Source organism: Streptomyces sp. NPDC005752 (genome assembly GCF_040630715.1).
Taxonomy (GTDB): Bacteria; Actinomycetota; Actinomycetes; order Streptomycetales; family Streptomycetaceae; genus Streptomyces.
Window position 1 is genome coordinate 1 of record NZ_JBEXYB010000030.1, and the last position, 23,187, is coordinate 23,187.

General features: G+C 70.8%; 16 protein-coding genes and 4 pseudogenes. 10 read left to right on the top strand and 10 right to left on the bottom strand.

Annotated elements, in window-relative coordinates; translation table 11 throughout:
- Positions 1-44: 44 nt before the first annotated feature.
- Entirely contained in the window at positions 45-539 is a 495-nt protein-coding gene (locus ABZ441_RS24070; RefSeq protein WP_358977709.1) for an LURP-one-related family protein, read from the bottom strand.
- 64 nt (positions 540-603) lie between these two features.
- Here ABZ441_RS24070 and ABZ441_RS24075 point away from each other — a divergent pair, with 64 nt between their 5' ends.
- Positions 604-2,415, top strand: a complete 1,812-nt coding sequence (locus tag ABZ441_RS24075; RefSeq protein WP_358977711.1) for an NHL domain-containing thioredoxin family protein — start codon at positions 604-606, stop codon at positions 2,413-2,415.
- A gap of 5 nt (positions 2,416-2,420) precedes the next feature.
- Here ABZ441_RS24075 and ABZ441_RS24080 read toward each other — a convergent pair.
- From ABZ441_RS24080 to ABZ441_RS24100, 5 genes and pseudogenes are all read right to left on the bottom strand, one after another.
- A pseudogene (locus tag ABZ441_RS24080) lies at positions 2,421-2,495 on the bottom strand (DUF4232 domain-containing protein); the annotation flags it as partial.
- Position 2,496: 1 nt separating this feature from the next.
- Positions 2,497-2,808: pseudogene (locus ABZ441_RS24085) on the bottom strand (winged helix-turn-helix domain-containing protein); the annotation flags it as partial.
- Between the two features lie 128 nt (positions 2,809-2,936).
- On the bottom strand, positions 2,937-3,158 hold the full coding sequence (locus tag ABZ441_RS24090) for a DUF6458 family protein (RefSeq protein ID WP_099173346.1): 222 nt from the start codon (positions 3,156-3,158) through the stop codon (positions 2,937-2,939).
- Between the two features lie 105 nt (positions 3,159-3,263).
- Positions 3,264-4,562, bottom strand: a complete 1,299-nt coding sequence (locus ABZ441_RS24095; protein ID WP_358977713.1) for a M18 family aminopeptidase — start codon at positions 4,560-4,562, stop codon at positions 3,264-3,266.
- Between the two features lie 145 nt (positions 4,563-4,707).
- Positions 4,708-6,534, bottom strand: a complete 1,827-nt coding sequence (locus ABZ441_RS24100) for an acyl-CoA dehydrogenase (protein WP_358977715.1) — start codon at positions 6,532-6,534, stop codon at positions 4,708-4,710.
- A gap of 169 nt (positions 6,535-6,703) precedes the next feature.
- Between ABZ441_RS24100 and ABZ441_RS24105 the strand changes: the two genes are divergently transcribed.
- The 3 genes from ABZ441_RS24105 to ABZ441_RS24115 all read left to right on the top strand — a co-directional run bounded on the left by ABZ441_RS24105 (position 6,704) and on the right by ABZ441_RS24115 (position 9,778).
- Entirely contained in the window at positions 6,704-7,144 is a 441-nt protein-coding gene (locus ABZ441_RS24105) for an SseB family protein (protein WP_073750539.1), read from the top strand.
- 213 nt (positions 7,145-7,357) lie between these two features.
- A complete protein-coding gene (locus tag ABZ441_RS24110) occupies positions 7,358-8,314 on the top strand; it encodes a pirin family protein (RefSeq protein WP_358977717.1) in 957 nt (318 codons plus the stop codon).
- 387 nt (positions 8,315-8,701) lie between these two features.
- Positions 8,702-9,778: an AI-2E family transporter gene (locus tag ABZ441_RS24115; RefSeq protein WP_358977719.1), complete on the top strand. Its 1,077-nt coding sequence runs from the start codon at positions 8,702-8,704 to the stop codon at positions 9,776-9,778.
- On the opposite strand, the gene ABZ441_RS24120 is transcribed toward ABZ441_RS24115, so the two are convergent.
- Entirely contained in the window at positions 9,773-11,887 is a 2,115-nt protein-coding gene (locus ABZ441_RS24120) for a SpoIIE family protein phosphatase (RefSeq protein WP_358977720.1), read from the bottom strand. The genes ABZ441_RS24115 and ABZ441_RS24120 overlap by 6 nt on opposite strands.
- A 186-nt stretch (positions 11,888-12,073) precedes the next feature.
- On the opposite strand from ABZ441_RS24120, the gene aspS reads away from it, so the two are divergent.
- Positions 12,074-13,891, top strand: a complete 1,818-nt coding sequence (gene aspS, locus ABZ441_RS24125; RefSeq protein WP_358977722.1) for an aspartate--tRNA ligase — start codon at positions 12,074-12,076, stop codon at positions 13,889-13,891.
- Positions 13,892-14,204: 313 nt separating this feature from the next.
- Positions 14,205-14,966: a hypothetical protein gene (locus tag ABZ441_RS24130; RefSeq protein ID WP_358977724.1), complete on the top strand. Its 762-nt coding sequence runs from the start codon at positions 14,205-14,207 to the stop codon at positions 14,964-14,966.
- Between the two features lie 82 nt (positions 14,967-15,048).
- Here ABZ441_RS24130 and metG read toward each other — a convergent pair whose 3' ends face one another.
- Positions 15,049-16,662, bottom strand: a complete 1,614-nt coding sequence (gene metG, locus ABZ441_RS24135) for a methionine--tRNA ligase (protein WP_358977726.1) — start codon at positions 16,660-16,662, stop codon at positions 15,049-15,051.
- Positions 16,663-16,809: 147 nt separating this feature from the next.
- On the opposite strand from metG, the pseudogene ABZ441_RS24140 reads away from it, so the two are divergent.
- A pseudogene (locus ABZ441_RS24140) lies at positions 16,810-17,088 on the top strand (response regulator); the annotation flags it as partial.
- Positions 17,089-17,171: 83 nt separating this feature from the next.
- Positions 17,172-17,427, top strand: a pseudogene (locus ABZ441_RS24145) (ATP-binding protein); the annotation flags it as partial.
- Here ABZ441_RS24145 and ABZ441_RS24150 read toward each other — a convergent pair.
- Positions 17,361-18,983, bottom strand: a complete 1,623-nt coding sequence (locus tag ABZ441_RS24150; protein WP_358977728.1) for a VWA domain-containing protein — start codon at positions 18,981-18,983, stop codon at positions 17,361-17,363. The pseudogene ABZ441_RS24145 and the gene ABZ441_RS24150 overlap by 67 nt on opposite strands.
- A 291-nt stretch (positions 18,984-19,274) precedes the next feature.
- On the opposite strand from ABZ441_RS24150, the gene ABZ441_RS24155 reads away from it, so the two are divergent.
- The gene (locus ABZ441_RS24155; protein WP_358977730.1) at positions 19,275-21,335 is read left to right on the top strand and encodes a PhoX family protein; all 2,061 of its coding nucleotides are present in this window, start codon (positions 19,275-19,277) and stop codon (positions 21,333-21,335) included.
- 377 nt (positions 21,336-21,712) lie between these two features.
- Positions 21,713-22,132, top strand: coding sequence for an RNA-binding S4 domain-containing protein (locus tag ABZ441_RS24160; protein WP_358977732.1), 420 nt, complete (start codon positions 21,713-21,715; stop codon positions 22,130-22,132).
- Positions 22,133-22,178: 46 nt separating this feature from the next.
- Here the strand turns inward: ABZ441_RS24160 and ABZ441_RS24165 are convergent, their stop codons facing one another.
- Positions 22,179-23,120 (bottom strand): NADP-dependent oxidoreductase, encoded by a 942-nt coding sequence (locus ABZ441_RS24165; RefSeq protein WP_358977734.1) that lies wholly within the window; start codon positions 23,118-23,120, stop codon positions 22,179-22,181.
- Between the last annotated feature and the right edge of the window lie 67 nt (positions 23,121-23,187).

Consider the following 23,187-nt stretch of genomic DNA (forward strand, 5'->3'; position numbering starts at 1 on the left):
GTCCGGTTTCACGTGAAACCGGACCACCGGGGCGCGTCCGTCCCTCAGTCCTCCCCGTTCTCCTTGTCCGCCAGGACGATCACGCACACCGCCACCGCGAGGAGCAGGGGCACGTCGGCGTCCTCCCGCACGATGTCGACGCCGTAGGTGTCGCGGACGGTCAGCCAGCGCCGGGAGATCTGGGCGAGCAGCTCACCGTCGTAGTCGATGGCGAACTCGCGGTCCAGGATCTTGCCGCTGACGTCCAGCTCGGTGCCGTCCACCAGCGTCACCCGGTAGTGGTTGCGCAGCAGCGACAGGCGCTTCCGTTTGATCTTGGCGAGCTCGTCGCCGTCGCGTTCGATGAGCATGGTGTCGCGGAGGCTGATCAGCTTCTGGCGGATCTCCACCAGCACCCGGCCGTCGGTGTCCTTCAGCTCGAAGGTGTCCCGCAACCGCATGGCCTTGCCGTCGACGAGGAAGAGCTTCCGCCCGTCGGCGTCCTCGATCCAGTAGTCGTCACCGATGCCGAACACGCGCTCACGTACGAGAAGTCTCATGGATCACAGGTTCCCCGACGTTCTGCCGGAATGCGGGCAGGCCACGGTGCTGTTGACTGGTGGCATGACAGCACGTGCACGTGTCCGCGCCCCCGAACTGATCGGCAAGGGCGGCTGGCTCAATACAGGCGACCGGCAGTACACCCTGGCTGACCTGCGGGGACGCATCGTCATCCTGGACTTCTGGACGTTCTGCTGCGTGAACTGTCTGCACGTGCTCGACGAGCTGCGTGAGCTGGAGGAGAAGCACCGCGACACCGTGGTGATCATCGGTGTCCACTCGCCGAAGTTCGTGCACGAGGCGGAGCACCGGGCGGTGGTCGACGCCGTCGAGCGGTACGAGGTGCACCACCCCGTCCTCGACGACCCCGAGCTCGCCACCTGGAAGCAGTACGCCGTCCGGGCCTGGCCCACGCTCGTCGTCGTGGACCCCGAGGGTTACGTCGTCGCGCAGCACGCCGGTGAGGGGCACGCACACGCCATCGGGAAGCTGGTCGAGGAGCTGGAGTCCGAGCACGCGGCGAAGGGAACTCTGCGTCGCGGCGACGGTCCGTACGTCGCTCCGGAGCCGGTCGCCACACACCTGCGGTTCCCGGGCAAGGCGCTCGCCCTGCCCGACGGCGGGTTCCTTGTCTCGGACACCACCCGGCACCGCCTGGTGGAGCTGGACGCCGACGGCGAGACCGTACGGGGCCATTTCGGCGCCGGTGAGCGGGGATTCGCGGACGGGGGCCGCGAGGAGGCCCGGTTCAGCGAGCCGCAGGGCCTCGCTTTCCTGCCCGACGGCCGGATCGCCGTCGCGGACACGGTCAACCACGCGATCAGGGCGCTCGACCTCGCGACGGGCGTGACGACCACGCTCGCCGGGACCGGACGGCAGTGGTGGCAGGGCTCCGCCACGAGTGGACCGGCCGCGGAGGTGGACCTGTCGTCGCCGTGGGACATCGCCTGGTTCGGCGGCCGGCTGTGGATCGCGATGGCGGGCGTGCACCAGCTGTGGACGTACGACCCCGAGCAGGGCACGGTGCGGGTCGCCGCGGGAACGACCAACGAGGGCCTGGTCGACGGGCCCGCGGACGACGCCTGGTTCGCGCAGCCGTCCGGCCTGGCCGCGGCCGGCGACCGGCTCTGGGTCGCCGACTCCGAGACCTCCGCACTGCGCTACGTGGACCTGGAGGGCGCGGTCCACACCGCCGTCGGTACCGGTCTCTTCGACTTCGGCCACCGTGACGGCCCCGCCGGGCAGGCACTCCTCCAGCACCCGCTGGGTGTCACCGCGCTGCCCGACGGATCCGTCGCGGTGAGCGACACCTACAACCACGCGCTGCGGCGCTACGACCCGGAGAACGGTGAGGTCACCACGCTGGCCACGGACCTGCGGGAGCCCAGCGACGCGGTGCTGGTGGAGGGCGACCTGGTCGTCGTCGAGTCCGCTCGCCACCGGCTGACCCGGCTGAGGCTTCCCGAGGAGGCCGTGCGGGTCGCGGGCCGTGCTCACCGCACGCAGCGGGCGGCCACCGAGGTCGCCGCCGGCACGCTGCGGCTGGACGTGGTCTTCCAGGCGCCCGCCGGTCAGAAGCTGGACACCCGGTACGGTCCCTCCACCCGGCTGCTGGTCTCCTCCACCCCGCCGGATCTGCTGGCCGCGGGATCGGGGCCGGGTACGGACCTGAGCCGTGATCTGCTCCTGGCGGACGGGGTCACGGAGGGCGTCCTGCACGTGTCCGCGATGGCGGCGTCCTGCGACGACGACCCGGCGAACGAATACCCGGCCTGCCATGTGCACCAGCAGGACTGGGGCGTCCCCGTGAGAGTCACCGCCACAGGGACGTCCAGGCTTCCGCTGGTGCTGGCCGGGATGGACGAGCAGGGCTGACGGGCTCAGAACTCGTCGGCGCCGTTGCGCAGCTCGGGTGTCCAGTAGCCGGTCGCCCACTTCGCCGGGTCCACGGCGATGCTGGTAGTCCAGCAGGGTTTCCGGGACACGGAGCACGTAGGCGTCGTCGAGTGTGAGCAGTTCCACCCCGCACGCCTCCGCCTCCGCACCGGCCATGAGGGCGCGGAGGCGTGAGACGTGCCCCTGGATGACGCCACGGGCGCTCGGCGGGGATGCCTCGCCCCACAGGGAGTCCGTCAGCCGGGCGACCGGCACGGGGGTGTTGGCCGACAGCAGCAGGGCGGCGAGCAGGCCGCGCCTCTTGGCGGGCCCGAGCGGCAGCGGCCCGGTGCGGGTGTCGACGGAGACCGTGCCGAGCAGCCGGAACTCCACGAGCGGCATTCCTTCCGGGCAGGACGCACCCGGATGGGGGCACGGACAGGTGCCCAGAACATCGGGCCCACGCCGAGCCGACACGCGGTCACGGTCCGCCCGCGGACGGGGGCCGACCCGCCGTCAGGTCACCGGTAGCGGCGCTCGTCCTCCGATACGACAGTGGTGGTGGGCGGCACGACCATGCGGCGGCGACGCGCGATGCTCACGTAGACGAAGACCCCGACGAGGCCGACGAGCATCATGATCCAGCCGACCAGGTCGACGTTGACGGTATCCATCTCCCAGTCGGTGGCGAACGCCAGAATCGCCCCGGCACCTATCAGGAGAATGCATCCTCCGAGCCCCATGATTTCCGCCTCCTCGACGGCCCGGTGAATCCGGGCCGGTGTACGGGTCGCGTACCCGGCCCGGCAACAACCATGTCCGTGCGGGCGGTTGGGACGGTGGTGGGATCAGCCGGCGAGGAACGCCGCGAGCGCGTTGGCCAGGAGATACGGGTCCTCGGCGCCGCAGAGTTCGCGTGCGCTGTGCATCGAAAGGATCGCCACACCGATGTCGACGGTCCGGATGCCGTGCCGTGCCGCGGTGATCGGGCCGATCGTCGTGCCGCAGGGCATCGAGTTGTTGGAGACGAACGTCTGCCAGGGGACGCCCGCCTTCTCGCAGGCGGCGGCGAACACGGCGCGGCCGCCGCCGTCGGTCGCGTAGCGCATGTTGACGTTGACCTTGAGGATCGGCCCGCCGTTGGCCACCGGGTGGTGCGTCGGGTCGTGCCGCTCGGCGTAGTTGGGGTGGACGGCGTGGCCGGTGTCCGAGGAGAGGCAGACGGTTCCGGCGAAGGCCCGGGCGCGGTCCTCGTACGATCCGCCGCGGGCGAACACGGAGCGCTCCAGCACCGTGCCGAGCAGCGGGCCGTCGGCGCCGGTGTCGGACTGCGAACCGTTCTCCTCGTGGTCGAAGGCGGCCAGCACGGGGATGTACGGGATCTCGGCGTCCGGCTGCGTGCTCACGGCTGCGAGCGCGGCCGTCGCGGCGTGCACGGAGAGCAGGTTGTCCATACGGGGGCCGGCGAGCAGCTCGCGGTCCCGGCCCAGGTAGGCCGGAGGCTCGACGGGGTGCGGCATGAGGTCCCAGCCGGTGATCTCCGCGGGGTCGACACCCGCCTCCTCGGCGACGAAGCGGATGAGGTCGCCCTCCTCGACCTCGCCGAGCCCCCAGATCGGCTGCATGTGCTTCTGACGGTCGAGCTTCAGACCGTCGGGGTTGGCCGACCGGTCCAGGTGCACGGCCAGCTGGGGAACCCTCAGCAGGGGCCGGTCGATGTCGATCAGCCGGTGCGTGCCGTCACGCAGGGACAGGCGGCCGGCGAGACCGAGGTCCCGGTCGAGCCAGGTGTTCAGGAGCGTCCCGCCGTAGATCTCTACGGCGATCTGGCGCCAGCCGTAGGCACCCGTGTCGGGCAGCGGCTTGACCCGCAGGTTGGGGGAGTCGGTGTGGGCCCCCACGATCCGGAACGGGGTGTGGGCGCCGGCGCCCTCCGGCACGTACCAGGCCACGATCGCACCGCCCCGCAGGACGTACTTCCCGCCCTCGGAGCCGTCCCACGCATCCGTCTCCTCGACCTGCCGGAATCCGGCCTTCTCCAGGCGCGCGGCGGCCGCGGCGACGGCGTGGTACGGGGAGGGCGCGGCCATCAGGAAGGCCATCAGATCGTCGGTGTGCCCGCGGTCGAAGCGGAGGGGAGAGCTCATGTTCCTCACTGTAACGACGGCGGGCAGGGGCGATTCACTGTGTACGGCGGCCTCCCGCGGTCCGTGTCCGGAAAGTTGCCCCCGACCACGACGACGCCGCCGCCCGGAGGGTTCGGGACGGCGGCGTCGTGGTCGGGCCGAGGGGCTAGAAAGCGGCCTCGTCCAGCTCCATCAGTGAGTTGTCGACGGTCTCGGCCAGCGCGCGCTCGCCGGAGACACCCGGCAGGATGTTCGTGGCGAAGAACTTCGCCGCGGCGATCTTGCCCTGGTAGAAGGCCGCGTCCTTGGCCGAGGCGTTGCGCAGCTTCTCGGAGGCCACGACCGCGCCCTTGAGCAGCAGGTAGCCGACGACGACATCGCCGGAGGCCATCAGCAGGCGGGTGGTGTTGAGGCCCACCTTGTAGATGTTCTTTACGTCCTCGCCGGTCGCGGTGAGGTCGGTGATCATCGTGCCGACGATCGCCTCCAGGTCCACCGCGGCCTTGGCGAGGTTGTCCAGCGCGCCGGACAGTTCCTCGTCGCCCTGGGCGCCCGCGAGGAACTTCTTGATCTCCTCGGAGAGGGCGTTCAGCGAGGCGCCCTGGTCCCGGACGATCTTCCGGAAGAAGAAGTCCTGCCCCTGGATCGCCGTCGTGCCCTCGTACAGGGTGTCGATCTTGGCGTCACGGATGTACTGCTCGACCGGGTACTCCTGGAGGTAGCCGGAGCCGCCGAAGGTCTGGAGCGACTGCGCGAGCTGCTCGTAGGACTTCTCGGAGCCGTAGCCCTTCACGATCGGGAGCAGCAGGTCGTTGAGGCCGTTGAGCGCCTTGGCGTCCCCGCCCGCGGCTTCCTCGGCCTGGATCGCGTCCTGGACCGAGGCCGTGTACAGCACGAGGGAGCGCATGCCCTCGGCGTACGCCTTCTGCGTCATGAGGGAGCGGCGCACGTCGGGGTGGTGCGTGATGGTGACCTTGGGGGCGGTCTTGTCCATGAACTGCGACAGGTCGGTGCCCTGGACGCGCTCCTTGGCGTACTCCAGCGCGTTGAGGTAACCCGTGGACAGGGCCGCGATGGCCTTCGTGCCGACCATCATGCGGGCGAACTCGATGATGCGGAACATCTGGCGGATGCCGTCGTGCTTGTCGCCGATGAGCCAGCCCTTGGCGGGGTGCTGGTCGCCGAAGGTCATCTCGCAGGTGTTCGACGCCTTGAGGCCCATCTTGTGCTCGACGTTCGTCGCGTACACGCCGTTGCGGTCGGCGAGCTCGCCCGTGGTCCAGTCGAAGTGGAACTTCGGGACCATGAAGAGCGACAGGCCCTTCGTGCCCGGTCCGGCACCCTCGGGGCGGGCCAGCACGTAGTGGATGATGTTCTCGGACATGTCGTGCTCACCCGAGGTGATGAAGCGCTTCACACCCTCGATGTGCCAGGAGCCGTCCTCCTGCTCCACCGCCTTGGTGCGGCCGGCGCCGACGTCCGAGCCGGCGTCCGGCTCGGTCAGCACCATGGTCGAGCCCCACTGCTTCTCGACGGCGATCTCGGCGATCTTCTTCTGCGCCTCGTTGCCCTCGTCGAAGAGGATGCCGGCGAAGGCGGGGCCGGAGGAGTACATCCAGACGGCCGGGTTGGCGCCGAGCAGAAGCTCCGCGTAGCCCCAGATCAGGGAGCGCGGGGAGGTCGTGCCGCCGATCTCCTCGGGAAGGCCCAGGCGCCAGTACTCGGAGTCCATGAACGCCTGGTACGACTTCTTGAAGGAAGCCGGGACCGGCGCGGTGTTGGTCTCGGGGTCGAAGACCGGCGGGTTGCGGTCGGCGTCGGCGTACGAGTCGGCGAGCTCGTTCTCCGCGAGGCGGGTGACCTCGTCGAGGATGCTCTTCGCGGTGTCGACGTCCATCTCCGCGAACGGACCGGTGCCGTACAGCTTGTCGCGCCCGAGGACCTCGAAGAGGTTGAACTCGATGTCGCGGAGATTCGACTTGTAGTGCCCCATGGGAAGGCTCCGTAATCAATAGCAGTGGCGCGGCAGCGCCCCGTGGAGGGAGGTTCGGGCGACGGACGGCCTGGCGTGGGTATATCACCTGACCCCCACGATGATGCTACCCGTCAGTAATAAGACGCAACCCCTCAAGGCACAGATGTGTCCGATTACTCTTTGCCGCATGTATGGCTACGACCAGAACCCGGGTGCACAGCAGCAGATGGGCGGCGGCTACGGCGAGCAGCCGTTGTACCCCGAGCCCTCGCCGCCGTCCCTGGCCGACGCGGTACGGGCCTTCACGACCGGTTCGCTGTCCGCGGAGGACTTCCAGCAGATCTTCGCCACGGCGAAGGTCTACTGCCCGCGCGGTGACAACCCCGGCTTCCTGGCCCTCCACAACACCCAGCAGCCGGTGATCCCCATGTTCACCACGCTCAAGGAGCTGCGGAGCTACGCGGGCAAGGAGTCCAAGTACTTCGTGATCACCGGGGCCGAGGTGATCGACCTGCTCCCGACCGGCTACGGCTTCGTCCTGGACATGGAGGGCGACCACCGCATGGTCTTCGACGCCAAGGCCGTGGAGCAGATGGTGGACTTCGCGATGCGCCGTATGTACGGCTGAGGAGCGTCCGCGCCCCCGGGGCCGCCCGTCCGGATCGGGCCGGGCTCGCGTGCCCCGTCTGATCCAGCCGAAAGACGCCGCCTCGTCCGAGGGCCCGCACCGTGCCGGTGCGGGCCCTCGTCGCTGTCCGGGGGCACCGGGAATGAATGTCGCCTTGCGAGATGTTCATCGTTCAACTAAATTGGGATCAGAAGACTCCCGGAGGTGGCTCCCATGCCCGCAGTGACCGTCGAAAACCCGTTGACCCTGCCGAAGGTCGCGGTCCAGGCCGAGGCCGTGGCCCGTCCCGTTCTGACCGTCACGACCGCACCGAGCGGTTTCGAGGGTGAGGGGTTCCCGGTGCGGCGCGCCTTCGCCGGGATCAACTACCGGCACCTCGACCCGTTCATCATGATGGACCAGATGGGCGAGGTGGAGTACGCCGCAGGCGAGCCGAAGGGGACTCCCTGGCACCCGCACCGCGGCTTCGAGACCGTCACGTACATCATCGACGGAAGCTTCATCCACCAGGACAGCAACGGTGGTGGTGGCTCCATCGAGAACGGCGACACCCAGTGGATGACGGCCGGCTCCGGCCTCCTCCACATCGAGACGCCGCCCGAGGCCCTCGTCATGTCCGGCGGCCTCTTCCACGGCCTCCAGCTCTGGGTGAACCTGCCTAAGTCCGACAAGATGATGGCGCCGCGCTACCAGGACATCCGTGGCGGTCAGGTCCAGCTCCTCGCCTCCCCGGACGGCGGCGCGCTGCTGCGCGTCATCGCCGGTGAGCTCGACGGCCACGAGGGCCCGGGCATCACGCACACCCCGATCACCATGGTGCACGCGACGGTCCGGCCGGGTGCCGAGGTGACACTGCCCTGGCGCGAGGACTTCAACGGCCTCGCGTACGTCCTCGCCGGGCGCGGCAGCGTCGGTGCGGAGCGCCGCCCCGTGCACACCGGCCAGACCGCTGTCTTCGGAAAGGGGTCCTCGCTGACCGTCCGCGCCGACGAGGCGCAGGACGGCCACACGCCGGACCTGGAGGTCGTGCTGCTCGGCGGGCGGCCGATCCGTGAGCCCATGGCGCACTACGGACCGTTCGTCATGAACACCCAGGACGAGCTCAAGCAGGCGTTCGAGGACTTCCAGAAGGGTCTGCTGGGCACCGTTCCCGCCGTGCACGGGATGTAGCGGGGCTCGGGGCGCGGACGGCTGCCGCACGTGAAGCGGCAGCCGCCCCCCGCGGCAGGTGACCGAGGCGGCGGGTGACCGAGGCGGTGGACGCCGCCCACGCCGCCCACGGGGATCACCACCGTGTCCGTGCTCCCCCACCGGGTGGGGGCGTACGGCGCCGGAGGGTGGCCGGTTCCGCTCAACCCCGACGTCGCGCACAGGTGTTGACCGCGGTGACGTCGCGTCGGGCCCGCACCCTGCGGGACCGACGCGTCCGGGATACTCCCGGACGGCGGGGCGAGCTGTCCCGTCGACCAGCGCGTGTGACGAGGCGTCCGGCGGGCGACGTCACCCGTACGCCCGTGGGGAAGGGACACCACTCCCGGCCCGTGATCGGGTGGGAGGGTGCCTACCCGCAAGCCCCTCCTGCCCGACGTGGCGCGGCGGACGGCCGCCTGGTGCGGCGTCCTCCTCCTGGCCGCCGGTGTCGCGGCGGTGGCCATCTGGCTGTGCGTCGCGCTCAAGACGGCTGTCACCCCCGTCCTGCTGGCGCTGCTCGGCACGGCGCTGCTCGGCCCCGTCCAACGCTGGCTGACCGCCCACGGGGTGAACCGGTCGGTGGCGGCCGGACTCACCTGCGCCGCGCTCGTCGCGGTGGTCGGGGGCGCCGGCTACATCGTCGTCACCGCGCTGGTCAACAGCGGCGACCAGATCGTGGACTCGCTGAAGGACACCGCGCAGTGGGTCATCGACCACTTCGACATCGCGGGCGTCGCCGATGTGGACGATCTCGCGGACAACGCCAAGAACCTCGTCGGGAAGTTCGGCGCCAGTGCGGCGGGCGGACTGCTCAGCGGGATCAGCCTCATCGGGTCGCTCGTGGCCACGAGCGTGCTGGCGCTGCTGCTGACCTTCTTCTTCCTCCGCGACTCCGACCGGGCCGCGCACCTCGCCCACAGCATCGCCCCGCGCGGCACGGGTGACCTCGTGGAAGCCATGGGGCGCAGGGCCTTCGAGGCCGTCGAGGGGTTCATGCGCGGGACCACCTTCATCGCACTGATCGACGCGCTGTGCATCACGGTGGGCCTGCTGATCCTGCGGGTGCCGGGTGCGGCCGGGCTCGGTGCCCTGGTGTTCGTCGGCGCCTACATCCCCTACCTGGGGGCCTTCCTCTCCGGCGCCGTCGCCGTGCTCGTCGCGCTCGCGGACCGTGGCTTCGTCATCGCGCTCTGGGTGCTGGGCGTGGTGCTCACCGTGCAGGTGCTGGAGGGCCATGTGCTGCAGCCCGTCATCCAGAGCCGGACCGTCCAGATGCACCCCGCCATGATCATGATCGCGCTGACCGCGGGTGCGAGTGTCGCGGGGCTGCTGGGCATGCTGCTGGCGGTGCCTCTGTGCGCAGCGGCCGTCGGGGTGATCGGCGAACTCCGCAAGGGGTACGAGGCCGGCGGCGACGGGCCCGCTGTCCCCGGGGGTTCATGAGCCGACGAAGACACCCGGCTCCGCCGACTCGTAGAGCTCGAACCAGATCGACTTCCCCTCGCCCCTCGGGTCCACCCCCCACGCGTCGGCGAGCATCTCCATCAGCAACAGCCCGCGGCCGCTGGACGCCATCTCCCCCGGCCGCCGCTTGTGCGGCAGTTCGTCGCTGGCGTCGGCCACCTCGACGCGCAGCCGCCGCTCGCCCCGCTCACCCGTCACCTCCGCCACGAGCAGCGCGTCCCCGTCCGTGTGCACGAGCACGTTCGTGGACATCTCGGAGACCATCAGCTCCGCGGAGTCGACCTGCTCCGCGTCGGCCCAGTCGTGCAGCAGCTCCCGCAGCTGCTGCCGGGCGGCCGCGACGCGCTCGGGCTCCGCCTGGGCGATGGTCATGGCCGAGCGCCGCCCCGGGGTCCTGCGCGTGCGCAGTCCGTCGCGGCGCAGCAGCAGCACGGCGATGTCGTCCTCCCGGCGGTCCACCAGCGGGCCGGTCGTGTAGTGCGAGCCCGGACCGTGCACCGCCTGTACGAGGGCGTCCGCGAGCTCCTCCAGATCCTCGCCGTGCTTCTCCAGGACGGGCTTGAGCCTGGTCCATCCGGTCACCATGTCGTGTCCGCCGGTCTCGATGAGCCCGTCCGTGCACAGCATGATCGTCTCGCCGGGCCCCAGGACGACACGGGTCGTCGGGTAGTCGGCGTCCTTCTCCACGCCCAGGGGCAGCCCTCCGGCCGTCTGCCGGATCACCGCGGTGCCGTCGACGCTGACCACCACAGGGTCGGGGTGGCCCGCCCGGGCGACGTCGAGGGTCCCGGTCTCGGGGTCGGCCTCCGCGTAGAGGCAGGTCGCGAAGCGCGTCGCGTCGGACGGCTCCTCGCCGTCGGCCAGGTCGTACGTCTCCGTCAGCCCCGACAGGAAGCGGGAGGCGCGGGAGAGCACGGCGTCGGGGCGGTGACCCTCGGAGGCGTACGCGCGCAGCGCGATCCGCAACTGGCCCATCAGGCCCGCCGCCCGCACGTCGTGGCCCTGGACGTCACCGATGACGAGGGCGATACGGCCGTTGGGGAGCGGGATCGTGTCGTACCAGTCGCCGCCGACCTGGAGTCCGCCCCCCGTCGGGACGTAGCGGGCGGCGACCGCCAGCCCGGGCACTCCGGGGCCCAGGGACGGCCTCATCGCCCTCTGGAGGCCCAGCGACAGCTCACGCTCGGTCTCGGCGGCACCGGCGCGGGTCAGGGCCTGGGCGAGCATCCTGGCCACCGTCGTCAGCACGGAGCGCTCGTCGGGCGAGAAGGCCACGCTGTGCCGGAACCCGGCCATCCAGGCGCCCATGGTGATGCCCGAGGAGATCAGCGGCAGGAAGGCCCAGGAGCGGCGGCCGAAGTCACGTGCGAGGGGCCAGGTCGCCGGGAAGCGCTGACGGTACTCCTCGGGAGACGCCAGATAGATGGGCTGCCCGGTGCGTACGACCTCGGCGGCCGGATAGTCCGTCCGCAGGGGCATGTCGGTGAACGGCTTCTCGTCCCCGACGTTGTGCCCGTGGTGCCCGACGACCGTCAGCCGCTCTCCCGAGACCCCGAAGACGGCGAGCCCGTCGGGCGAGAAGCCGGGCATGGAGAGTGAACCGGCGACCCGCAGGACCTCCTCGGTGGACCCCGCCTCGGCCAGGGCCCGCCCGGCGTCCAGCAGGAACGCCTCGCGCGACCGCCGCCAGTCGCCCGTGAGAGGGGTCTGCGCCGCCGAAGCGTCCGGGGGCTGGGCGACCTCCTGGAGGATGCCCATCAGTACGTACTGGTGGCGGCCGGGCGAGTCGACCGGGACCGGCTTCGACCGGCTGCGCACCGTCCGCACCACCACGCCGTGTTCGTTCACGATCCTCAGGCGGGCCTCGGCGACGGTGTCCTCGGCGACGGCGAAGTTCACCACGCCGTCGATCTCGTTCCAGTCGGCGGGGTGGAAGCGGGGGCGCACCTCCTCGCCGGGGCGTACGACGGGCTCGGCGGGCAGTCCCAACAGCCGGGCGGCCTCGGCGTCGAGCGAGACCGTGCCTGCGGAGCTGTCCCAGCTCCACAGACCCGTTCCGATCGCAGCCAGGATCTCCTCGGTACGCATTGCCCCACTTTAGGAAGATGTTCTCGGCGGTCGCCACCGAGGGAGGGCCTCCGGAGGCGGTCCTCCGGAGGACGCCGGGCGCGTCGCGGAAGGCCGTGCGGCAACAATGGCAATGAAGCGGTGCGTCCACGGGCGGTAGCCTGGGGTGTCAATCCACCCCGAACCGCGAAGACTGGATGAACGACGATGCATCGGTACAGGTCCCACACCTGCGGCGAGCTCCGCGCCTCTGACGTCGGCTCCGACGTCCGGCTGAGCGGCTGGCTGCACAATCGCCGAGACCTGGGCGGCATCCTCTTCATCGATCTGCGCGACCACTACGGTCTGGTGCAGCTCGTCGCCCGCCCGGGCACCCCCGGCAACGACGCCCTGTCGAAGCTGACCAAGGAGACCGTCGTCCGGATCGACGGCAAGGTCTCCGCGCGCGGCGCCGACAACGTCAACCCGGAGCTCCCGACCGGTGAGATCGAGATCGAGGTCACCGAGGTCGAGGTGCTGGGCGAGGCCGCCCCGCTGCCCTTCACGATCAACGCCGAGGACGGGGTCAACGAGGAGCGGCGCCTGGAGTACCGCTTCCTCGACCTCCGCCGTGAGCGGATGCACCGCAACATCATGCTGCGCTCGTCCGTCATCGCCTCCATCCGCTCCAAGATGGTGGCCCTCGGCTTCAACGAGATGGCGACCCCGATCCTCGCCGCGACGTCGCCCGAGGGCGCCCGCGACTTCGTGGTCCCGTCCCGGCTGAACCCGGGCAGGTTCTACGCGCTGCCCCAGGCGCCGCAGCAGTTCAAGCAGCTGCTGATGATTTCCGGCTTCGACCGCTACTTCCAGATCGCTCCGTGCTTCCGCGACGAGGACGCCCGTGCGGACCGCTCGCCCGGCGAGTTCTACCAGCTCGACGTCGAGATGTCGTTCGTCGAGCAGGAGGACATCTTCCGGCCGATCGAGAAGCTGATGACCGAGCTCTTCGAGGAGTTCGGCAACGGCCGCCACGTCACCTCGCCGTTCCCGCGCATCCCGTTCCGCGAGTCGATGCTGAAGTACGGCAACGACAAGCCGGACCTGCGGGCCCGGCTCGAGCTCGTCGACATCTCCGACGTGTTCGCCGACTCCGGGTTCAAGGCCTTCGCCGGCAAGCACGTCCGCGCCCTTCCGGTACCCGACACCGCGGGCCAGTCCCGGAAGTTCTTCGACGGCCTCGGCGAGTACGCCGTCGAGCACGGTGCCAAGGGCCTCGCCTGGGTCCGCGTCGGCGAGGACGGCACGCTGGCGGGACCGATCGCGAAGTTCCTCACCGAGACGGACGTCAAGACCCTCACCGAGCGGCTGTCCCTGGCCCCCGGCCACGCGGTCTTCTTCGGCGCCGGCGACTTCGACGAGGTCTCCAAGATCATGTCCGCCGTGCGTGTCGAGGCCGCCAAGCGCGCCGGCCACTTCGAGGAGGGCGTCTTCCGGTTCTGCTGGGTCGTCGACTTCCCGATGTACGAGAAGGACGAGGACACCGGGAAGATCGACTTCTCGCACAACCCGTTCTCCATGCCCCAGGGCGGCATGAAGGACCTGGAGGAGAAGGACCCGCTCGACATCCTGGCGTGGCAGTACGACATCGTCTGCAACGGCATCGAGCTGTCCTCCGGTGCCATTCGTAACCACGAGCCCGAGGTCATGCTGAAGGCCTTCGCGATCGCCGGTTACGAGGCGGAGACCGTCGAGAGGGAGTTCGCGGGCATGCTGCGCGCGTTCCGCCTCGGCGCCCCGCCGCACGGTGGCATCGCCCCGGGCGTCGACCGCATCGTGATGCTGCTGGCCGACGAGCCCAACATCCGCGAGACGATCGCCTTCCCGCTCAACGGCAACGCCCAGGACCTGATGATGGGCGCCCCGAGCGAGCTCGACGAGACCCGCCTGCGCGAGCTGAACATCCAGCTCCGCAAGCCCGTCGCGACGACGAAGGACAAGGCGGAGGCCAAGGACTCCGTGGCGAGGGACACCGGCGCGAAGTAGGCGTCGGCGGTTTTGCTCCGGTTCCACGTGAAACAGTCCCCGGCCACCCGGCCGGGGACTGTTTCGCTTTCCGGCGCGTTCCTGTGGCCATGTCATGCACACAGGAACGCACAGCAGGGCGCGGACGCGTGGCGGACCTCCGGGACGGTTCCGGGTTCTTCCTGCGTACGGGTGGACCATGCGGAACTTTGCGGACCTCGGGCACCCGAACCGGGTACATCCCGATGGCCCCCGGTTCCGGTTCGGCTCCGTCGGGCCAGGCAAGGGCGGGCACGGGACGTGCTCGTCCGCCCTCACCGAGGAGTTCCGCACCGTGTCCGTCACGCGTCGCCCGTACGCCCTGCTCGTCGTTCTGTTCCTGCTGGTCATCGGCTGTTCCGCAGGAGCGGTGCAGACTTCCGACCCGGCCGGGCCCCGCGCTGCGGCGGGTCCAGGACCCTCGGCCGCGCAGCCTTGGTCCGTGGAACCCCTCCGTCATCCTGCGGAGATTCCGGATATCGGTCCGCAGACCCTGGCACAGATCCCTGCGGAGGCCCGGCAGGCCGTCGTGGTGACCGGGCAGGGACCCGATTCGAACCGCTCCACGGTGGTGCTCTACGACCTCGACGACCCCGCCCTCGGCTGGAGACCAGGGGCAGGCCCCTGGCCCGCCCACAACGGCATGGAGGGCTGGACGGACCACCATCTCGCGGACGACCTCCGGTCCCCCGCCGGGGTCTTCGGCCTCACCGACGCGGGCGGGCGACTGCCCGACCCGGGCTCGCTGCTCCCGTACGACGAGCAGTCCCGCTTCGCGGTGAGCGGCGAGGGCTTCCTGGGGGAGCCCCTCGAAGGCTCCTTCGACTACGTCGTCGCCATCAACTACAACCGCACCCCCGGCACCAGCCCGCTGGACGGTACCCGGCCGCTCGGCGCCGAGCGGGGCGGCGGCATCTGGATCCATGTGGACCACGGCGGCCCCACCCAGGGATGCGTCTCGCTGACCGAGGACCGGATGCGCGAGCTGCTGCTCACCCTGGATCCCGCGAAGTACCCCGTGATCGTGATGGGGGACGCCGCTTCGCTGGCCCGGTGAACCGGGGAACTCGCACCGGAACGTGCCAGGAGCCCGGGCCCCGATGTCTCCGGGGCCCGGGCTCCTGCGCCGTGTGCGCCGCTTACGCGGGCTTCTCCTCCAGGCGGGGGAACAGCACCGCGCCCTTCGTCACCGTGGAGCCGACCGGCAGCCGGCCCCAGTCGCCCGCGTCCTGCACCCGCTGGTCGGCCAGGGCGCCCAGGGACGCCTCGGCGCCCAGGGAGTCCCACAGCTTCTGCGAGGTGTCCGGCATCACCGCGTTGAGCAGGACCGCGACGCCGCGCAGCGACTCGGCCGCCGTGTACAGGATGGTCGCCAGCCGGGCCTGGCCCTCGGACGAGGTGTCCTTGGCGACCTTCCACGGCTCCTGCTCCGTGATGTAGCCGTTGACCTGCTTCACGAAGTCGAAGACCGCCAGGATGCCGCCCTGGAAGTCCAGCTCCTCGCCGATCTTCTGATCGGCGGAGGCGACCGCGCGGGCCAGGCCCTCCTGGACCGCGCGCTCGGCGTCACCGGCCGCCGTGGCCTCCGGGAGCGCACCGCCGAAGTACTTGCCGACCATGGCCGCGACGCGCGAGGCGAGGTTGCCGTAGTCGTTGGCCAGCTCCGAGGTGTAGCGGGCGCTGAAGTCCTCCCAGGAGAACGAGCCGTCGCTGCCGTACGCGATGGCCCGCAGGAAGTACCAGCGGTACGCGTCCACGCCGAAGTGCGAGGTCAGGTCCTGCGGCTTGATGCCGGTCAGGTTCGACTTGGACATCTTCTCGCCGCCGACCATCAGCCAGCCGTTGGCGACGACCTTGCCGGGGACCGGCAGGCCCTGCGCCATCAGCATGGCCGGCCAGATGACCGAGTGGAAGCGCAGGATGTCCTTGCCGATCAGGTGCACGTCCGCCGGGAAGGTGCCGTCGAACTTCTCCTGGTTGGCGCCGTAACCGACCGCCGTCGCGTAGTTGAGCAGCGCGTCGATCCACACGTAGATGACGTGCTTCGGGTCCCACGGCACCGGGACGCCCCAGTCGAACGTGGAGCGGGAGATCGACAGGTCCTGCAGACCCTGCTTCACGAAGTTCACGATCTCGTTGCGGGCCGACTCGGGCTGGATGAAGCCCGGGTTGGCCGCGTAGAACTCCATGAGCTTCGGGCCGTACTCGCTCAGCTTGAAGAAGTAGTTCTCCTCCTTGAGGAGCTCCACCGGCTTCTTGTGGATCGGGCACAGTTTCGTGCCGTCCTCGGACTCGATCAGGTCGCCGGGGAGCTTGTACTCCTCGCAGCCGACGCAGTACGGGCCTTCGTACCCGCCCTTGTAGATCTGGTCCTTGTCGAACAGGTCCTGCACGAACTCCTGCACACGGTCGGTGTGCCGCTTCTCCGTGGTGCGGATGAAGTCGTCGTTCGCGATGTTCAGGTGCTCCCAGAGGGGCTTCCAGGCCTCCTCGACGAGCTTGTCGCACCAGGCCTGGGGCGTGACGTCGTTCGCCTCGGCCGTGCGCATGATCTTCTGACCGTGCTCGTCCGTGCCGGTGAGGTACCACACCTTCTCGCCGCGCTGGCGGTGCCAGCGGGTGAGCACGTCGCCTGCGACGGTCGTGTAGGCGTGGCCCAGGTGAGGAGCGTCGTTGACGTAGTAGATGGGGGTCGATACGTAGAAACTCTTCACGCCGTCGCCCCCTTGCTTCTCGGATCCAGTGGCCGCCATGGTCGAAATCCTAACGGTCCGTGGAAGATCCACTCACATCGGCAAGGGCCGCCCCGGCCGCGGAGAGCTTTGCGAAACATGCCTTCCCGTACCAAAGACGCATCCTGGGAGGAGTGGGCACGCGTGCACGAGGCAGGGGACAACACGATGCGGGTACTGGTCGCCGAGGACGAGGAGATCCTGGCGGAGCCGGTGGCGACCGGGCTGCGTCGGGCGGGATTCGCCGTCGACACCGTGTACAGCGGGGACGCGGCGCTCGCCTGTCTCGGGCTGCACGACTACGACGTCGTCGTCCTGGACCGTGACCTGCCCCGGGTGCACGGCGACGACGTGGCCCGCAGACTCGTCTCCACCGGGTCGCGCACCAGGATCCTGATGCTCACCGCCTCCGGGACCACGGAGGACCGGGTGGAAGGGCTCGGCCTACCCGGGACGGGTGGGACCTGGACCTGTGGCCGAAAAAAAGTTCACCGTGCTGCAGCTGCAGCTCGAGGCCGACGGCGGCACGGGTGGCCGAGGGGGACATAGCCCTGGTTCTTCCAGCCGTTCCGGCGCGGCGAGGGGCGGGACCGGATGGGGCAGGGCTCGGGGCTGGGCCTGTCGATCGTGCGTTCCATCGCGGTGGCCCACGGCGGTACGGCCACGGCGGCACCCGGCCCGGAGGGCGGGCTCGCCGTGACCGTACGGCTGCCGGTGGATCAGTCCTCCGCGACGAATCCTCGGGCGGTGGCCCAGGCGGGGAGTCCGGCGAGTACCTCGCGGTAGAACGTCGCGTCGGGCACCTCGCGCGGGGCGGGGCCCGCGTGGAAGAAGCCGGCGTTCTCGACGTCCAGCCTGCGCAGGAAGTCGAAGCCCTTCGCGTCCTCGTCGCCGAACGCGACGAACTGGAAGAACAGCGGCAGCCGCGCCGCGTCCGCCAGGGCCTGCTTGGCCGCCACCTTGGCGTCCGGGGCGCCGTCCGTCTGGAAGACCACCAGGGCCGGGCCCGTGGCACCGGACTTCTCGTAGTGGGCCACGATCTCCTCGACGGCCCGGTGGTAGTTCGTACGGCCCAGGCGGCCGAGGCCCGCGTTCAGCTCGTCGATCCGGCCGTCGTGGGCGGTGAGGTCGATCGCCCCGGTGCCGTCGATGTCGGTCGAGAAGAAGACGACGGGCACGGTCGCGGCCGTGTCCAGGTGCGCGGCCAGCGCCAGGGTGCGGTCGCCCAGGTGCTGGGCGCTGCCGTCCTTGTAGAACGGCCGCATGGACCCGGACCGGTCGAGCACCAGATACACGGCGGCACGCAGCCCGGTCAGCCCGTGGGCCTTGAGTCCGGCCTGAGCGGCCTTGTACGGGGCGACGAGCCCGGGCGCCGCCGCCTTGACCCGGGCGAGGTCGACGGCGGGCTTCCCGGCGGGGGCGGCGGCCTCGGGTGCGGCTACCGGCTCGGCGACGGTGGAGGCCGGCTCGGCGACGGGCTGGGCGGTGGCTACCGGCTCGGGCGCGGTGACCGGCTCGGCGACCGCGACGGGCTCGGCGGTCGCGGGCTCGGGCGCGGCCGGCGGTTCGGCCTTCGGCGCCTCGGGCACGGCTTCCGGCACGGCTTCCGGCTCGGGTGCGACGACCGGCGCGGCGACGGGCTCAGCGACGGTCTCGGCCTTCGGCTCGGCTGCCGCCTCGGCGGACGCTTCAGCGGCGGGCGCCTCAGTGGACGGAGCCTCAGTGGCGGCAGGCTCCTCGACCGCGGGTGACGCCGTGACGGACGTGACCGTTTCGGTTGCGGCCTCCGGCGCTGCGTCGGAGGCCGGAGTGGTCTCGGCCGCGGCCTCCGCCTCTTCCCTCGCGGGCCCGGCCTTCTCCGCCGCCGGCTCGACCGCTGCGACAGGTGCCGCGACGGACGCCGTCCCGGCCTCCGGCTCCGGGTCCATGTCGATCGTGATCGGCGCCGCGACGACCGGCCCGGTCCCGGTGGCGGTCCCGGCGGCCGTGTCGCTCCCGGCGTCCGCGGTGTCCGCAGGCGCCTCCGGGTCCGACCCCTGGGCCGGAACCCTCGGCGCGGCTGTGGCCCCCGACGTGGCCGCGGAGGTTGCTGTCGACTTGTCGAAGGCCGCAGCCACCAGGTCCGACGCCTGGCCGCTGTCGTGCTCGGCTCCGGCCGAGCGGTCCGAGGAGGAGGCCGGGGCCGGTACCGAGGCCTTCGCGGGCTCGGCCGCCGAAGTGGCGGTCTCCGGTTCCGTCTCCGTGGGCTGGGTGCGCTCGGCCTGGGGCGGGACGGTGGCCGTGGTCGGCTCGTCCTGCTCCGTCCGGCCGAACACCTTACGCAGCAAGCTCCGAATGCCCATGGGCGAGGCCTTTCGCATGAGTTGGTTGCAATAAATGTCCGTACTGCGGGAATTGATCCCTGGCCAGGGCGGATACGTAAGGTTAGCGGCCGGATCCGGCCGTTCGGTGGCGCGGCCCGCCCCTGTGTCAACCGAGCTCCAACCGAGTCGTCACCGAGTCCTGGGCGGCGGCCCGGACGGCCGGGAGCGCATCGGTGTCCCGGACTTCACCCTCTGTTCACCGGCCGTCCCACGTACCGCGTGGATGCGCACCTACCGTCACGCGTGACACACAGACGGAGGGACGAAAACGTGCGCGATCTGCTGCCGCTCATCGGCTCGCACCCGGGCGGGCGCTCTGCGCTGACCTGCCGCTACCGCTGCGGTGACGCCTGCTTCCAGGAGGTCCCCAACACCAGCGACAACGAGTACGCCGGCGACATCATCGCCGGTGCCCTGTCACGCCGTTCGCTGATGCGCGCCGCCGCCGTGGTCACCGTGGCCACCGCCGCCGGGACCGCCGCTCTCGCCGGCCCGGCGGCGCCGGTCGCCGAGGCGGCGCCGCTCGCCGGCCGTCCCGGCCGCAAGCCGAAGCCCACCCCTTCGGGTGCCCGGGGCCTGCGCTTCACGGCCGTGGCGCCCAACAAGGACGACCGGGTCACGATTCCCGACGGCTACGGCCAGAACGTGGTCATCCGTTGGGGCGAACCGATTCTGCGCGGGGCTCCCGCCTTCGACCCGGACAAGCAGTCCGCCAAGGCACAGGCGGGCCAGTTCGGTTACAACAACGACTTCCTCTCCCTGCTCCCCCTCCGCGGGGAGCGTGGCCGTCAGGTTCTCGTCGCCAACCACGAGTACACGGACGAGATCCTGATGTTCCGCGGATACGATCCGGCCAGTCCGACCCGTGAGCAGGTCGAGATCGCCTGGGCGGCGCACGGACTCTCCGTGGTCGTCGTCCAGGAGGAGAACCGCACCGGCAAGCTCGCGCCGGTCAGCCGTCACCCGCTGAACCGCCGTCTCACCGCGACCAGCGAGTTCCGGGTCACCGGCCCGGCCGCCGGCAGCCCGCTGCTCCGCACCTCCGCCGACCGCACCGGACGCAAGGTGCTCGGCACGCTCAACAACTGCGCCGGCGGCACCACGCCGTGGGGCACCACGCTGCACGGCGAGGAGAACTTCAACCAGTACTTCGCCAACGGTTCGAGCGACACCGACAAGCGGTACGGCATCGGCACGGCCGCGACCGAGCGCAAGTGGGAGCGGTTCGACAAGCGCTTCGACCTGGCGCAGGAGCCCAACGAGGCGCACCGCTTCGGCTGGGTCGTCGAGCTGGACCCGTACGACCCCGACTCGACGCCCCGCAAGCGGACCGCGCTCGGCCGGTTCAAGCACGAGGCCGCGCAGCCCCGGCTGACCGCCGACGGACGCCCGGTGGTCTACATGGGCGACGACGAACGGTTCGACTACTTCTACAAGTTCGTCTCCAGCAAGCGGATGAGGAAGGGGAACTCGAGGGCGGACAGGGAGCACAACCTGACGCTGCTGGACGAGGGGACGCTGTACGTCGCCAAGCTGACGGGCGACTCCCCGGCCGAGGAGTTCGACGGTACGGGCAAGCTCCCCTCGGACGGCGAGTTCGACGGCAGCGGCGTCTGGATCCCCCTCGCCACGGGCACCACCTCGCACGTGCCGGGCATGACGGCCGAGGAGGTGTACGTCTTCACCCGGCTGGCCGGTGACAAGGTCGGCGCGACGAAGATGGACCGCCCCGAGGACGTCGAGCCCTCGCCGCGCACCGGCCGGGTCTACGTCGCCCTGACGAACAACACCGACCGCGGCAAGGCGGGCAAGGCCGGCGCGGACGAGGCCAACCCGCGCAATGCCAACAAGCACGGCCAGATCCTGGAGCTCGCGGAGCACTGGGACGACCCGGCGGGCGACGGGTTCGCCTGGCGGCTCTTCCTCGTCGCGGGGGACCCGGAGGACCCGGCGACGTACTTCTCGGGCTTCCCCAAGGAGAAGGTCAGCCCCATCTCCTGCCCGGACAACGTGGCCTTCGACGACCACGGCAATCTGTGGATCTCCACGGACGGCAACCAGCTCGGCTCGCACGACGGGCTGTTCGGCGTGGCGACGCAGGGCGAACGACGCGGGGAGCTCCGGCAGTTCCTGACCGTGCCGACCGGGGCGGAGACCTGTGGGCCGGTGATCCAGGACCGCCGCGTGCTCGTCGCCGTGCAGCACCCGGGCGAGGTCGACGGCGCCTCCGTCGAGAAGCCGGCGAGCACCTGGCCCGACGGGCCGGGCAGGATCGTCCGCCCTTCGGTCGTCGCCGTCTGGCGCAAGGACGGCAGCGACATCGGCGTCTGAGCCGGAATCCCTCCTGCGGCCTGTGTCCGTGCGGTGCGTGCCCGACGGGCGTCCGATGGGGGCGTCCGAATGTGCCCGGGCCGGCCGCCGTGCGGCGCCGGCGTGAACGGCCGGTGTGTCTGGCGATAAGTCAGGCGCGCCGGCTGATCCGTGGAACAGCCACGAAGGGCCCGGTACGACGTGGCTCGTCGGCAACCCGAAGATCCTTGAGAGCTCGTTCGGCCCCGAGGACCTGTACCTCGCGCACGGGCGGGGCCACACGGGGTCGCACCGAAGCTGTGGTCGCTCAGGTCAGCGGCTTCGGCTGCTGAGCCTCCGAAGGCACCTCGTCGGACGAAGACCGTCCGTCAGCGGGGGGACGGTCTAGAGTCGTACGCATGGTTTCCGGTGAGGCGCCTCAGGCGGAGGGAAGCGTCCGGGTCGACGCCTGGATCTGGGCGGTCCGGCTGACGAAGACGCGGTCGCAGGCGGCCGCCGCCTGCCGTGCGGGCCACGTGCGGGTCAACGGGGACCGGGCGAAGCCCGCCCAGTCCCTGCGTACGGGCGACGAGGTGCGGCTGCGGCACACGGGCCGGGACCGGATCGTCGTCGTTTCCAGAATCGTGAAGAAGCGGGTGGGGCCTCCGGTGGCGGCCGAGTGCTTCGTCGACAACAGCCCGCCCCCGCCGCCCCGGGAGGCGGTTCTCCAGGTCCCGGTCCGCGACCGGGGCGCGGGCCGCCCGACGAAGCGCGACCGCCGTGAGATGGAACGCCTCCAGGGCACGCGGACCCCGCACGATCCGGACGAGCGGCCCTGACCTGACTCACCTGGTTCTGTCACGAGCCTCTCCGGGGCGTCGTCGTTCAGACGGTGAAGACGGTCTTGCCGCGCGCCCCTCCGGCGCGGTTCTGGGCGAGTGCCTGCGGGGCCTTCTCCAGGGGGAGTTCCATGTCGATGGGCACGGTCAGCTCCCCGCCGGCCGCCGCCGAGGCCAGCTCGTCCAGCAGCGCGGCGGTCGGTGCGAGCCGGAAGTCCGCCCAGGCGATGCCCCTGGGCGCGGCGACGCCCCGTGTGGTGACGGCGACACCGCCGTCGCGCACCAGTGCGGCGTACGCGGCGAACGAGGCGGTGTCCGTGGAGACGAGGTCCACCAGGGCGTCGACGCCGTCCGGGTAGAGGTCCCGCACAGCGGTCTCCAGCGCTTCGGGGCCGGAGGCCGTATCGACGGTGGCGATGGCGCCGAGTGCCCTCATCCGCCGTCCCTCGTCGCCCCGCACGGCGGCGACGACCGCTGTCCCGCGGGCAGCCGCGAGCTGGGTCAGCAAGCTGCCGACGCCGCCCGTCGCCCCGACGACCAGCAGGGTCAGCCCGCTGCGTACGGCCGTGCTCGAAAGGATCTGTGCGGCCGTCGAGCCGGCCGTGGGGAGCGCCGCGGCGACCTGGAGCGGCAGGCCGGACGGGACCAGGGCTATCGGGGAGTCCTGGGGGACGCAGACGTATTCGCCGTACGCCCCGCAGCGCCCGAGGGGTGGTGCCGTCACCCGGCCGAACACCGGGTCACCGACCCGGAAGGTGTTGTCGCCACTTCCGATCATGTCCACGCGGCCCGCGAAGTCGGTGCCCAGGACGAGCGGGAACACATGCGGGACGGTCTCGTCCCGAGCGCCGTCCCCGGTCTGCCAGTCGAGCGGGTTGAGCGCCGCGTACTCGACCTTCACCCGTACCTCGCCCGCCGCGGGGCCGGGCTTCGGCACCTCGACGAGACAGGGTTCCGCACCGAACGTGCTGACGGCGATGGCTCGCATCGGCAGACCTCTCGCTTGCCCCCTGCTCTCACGCATCCCACTGTCGCCCGGCCCACCCACCCGCGCA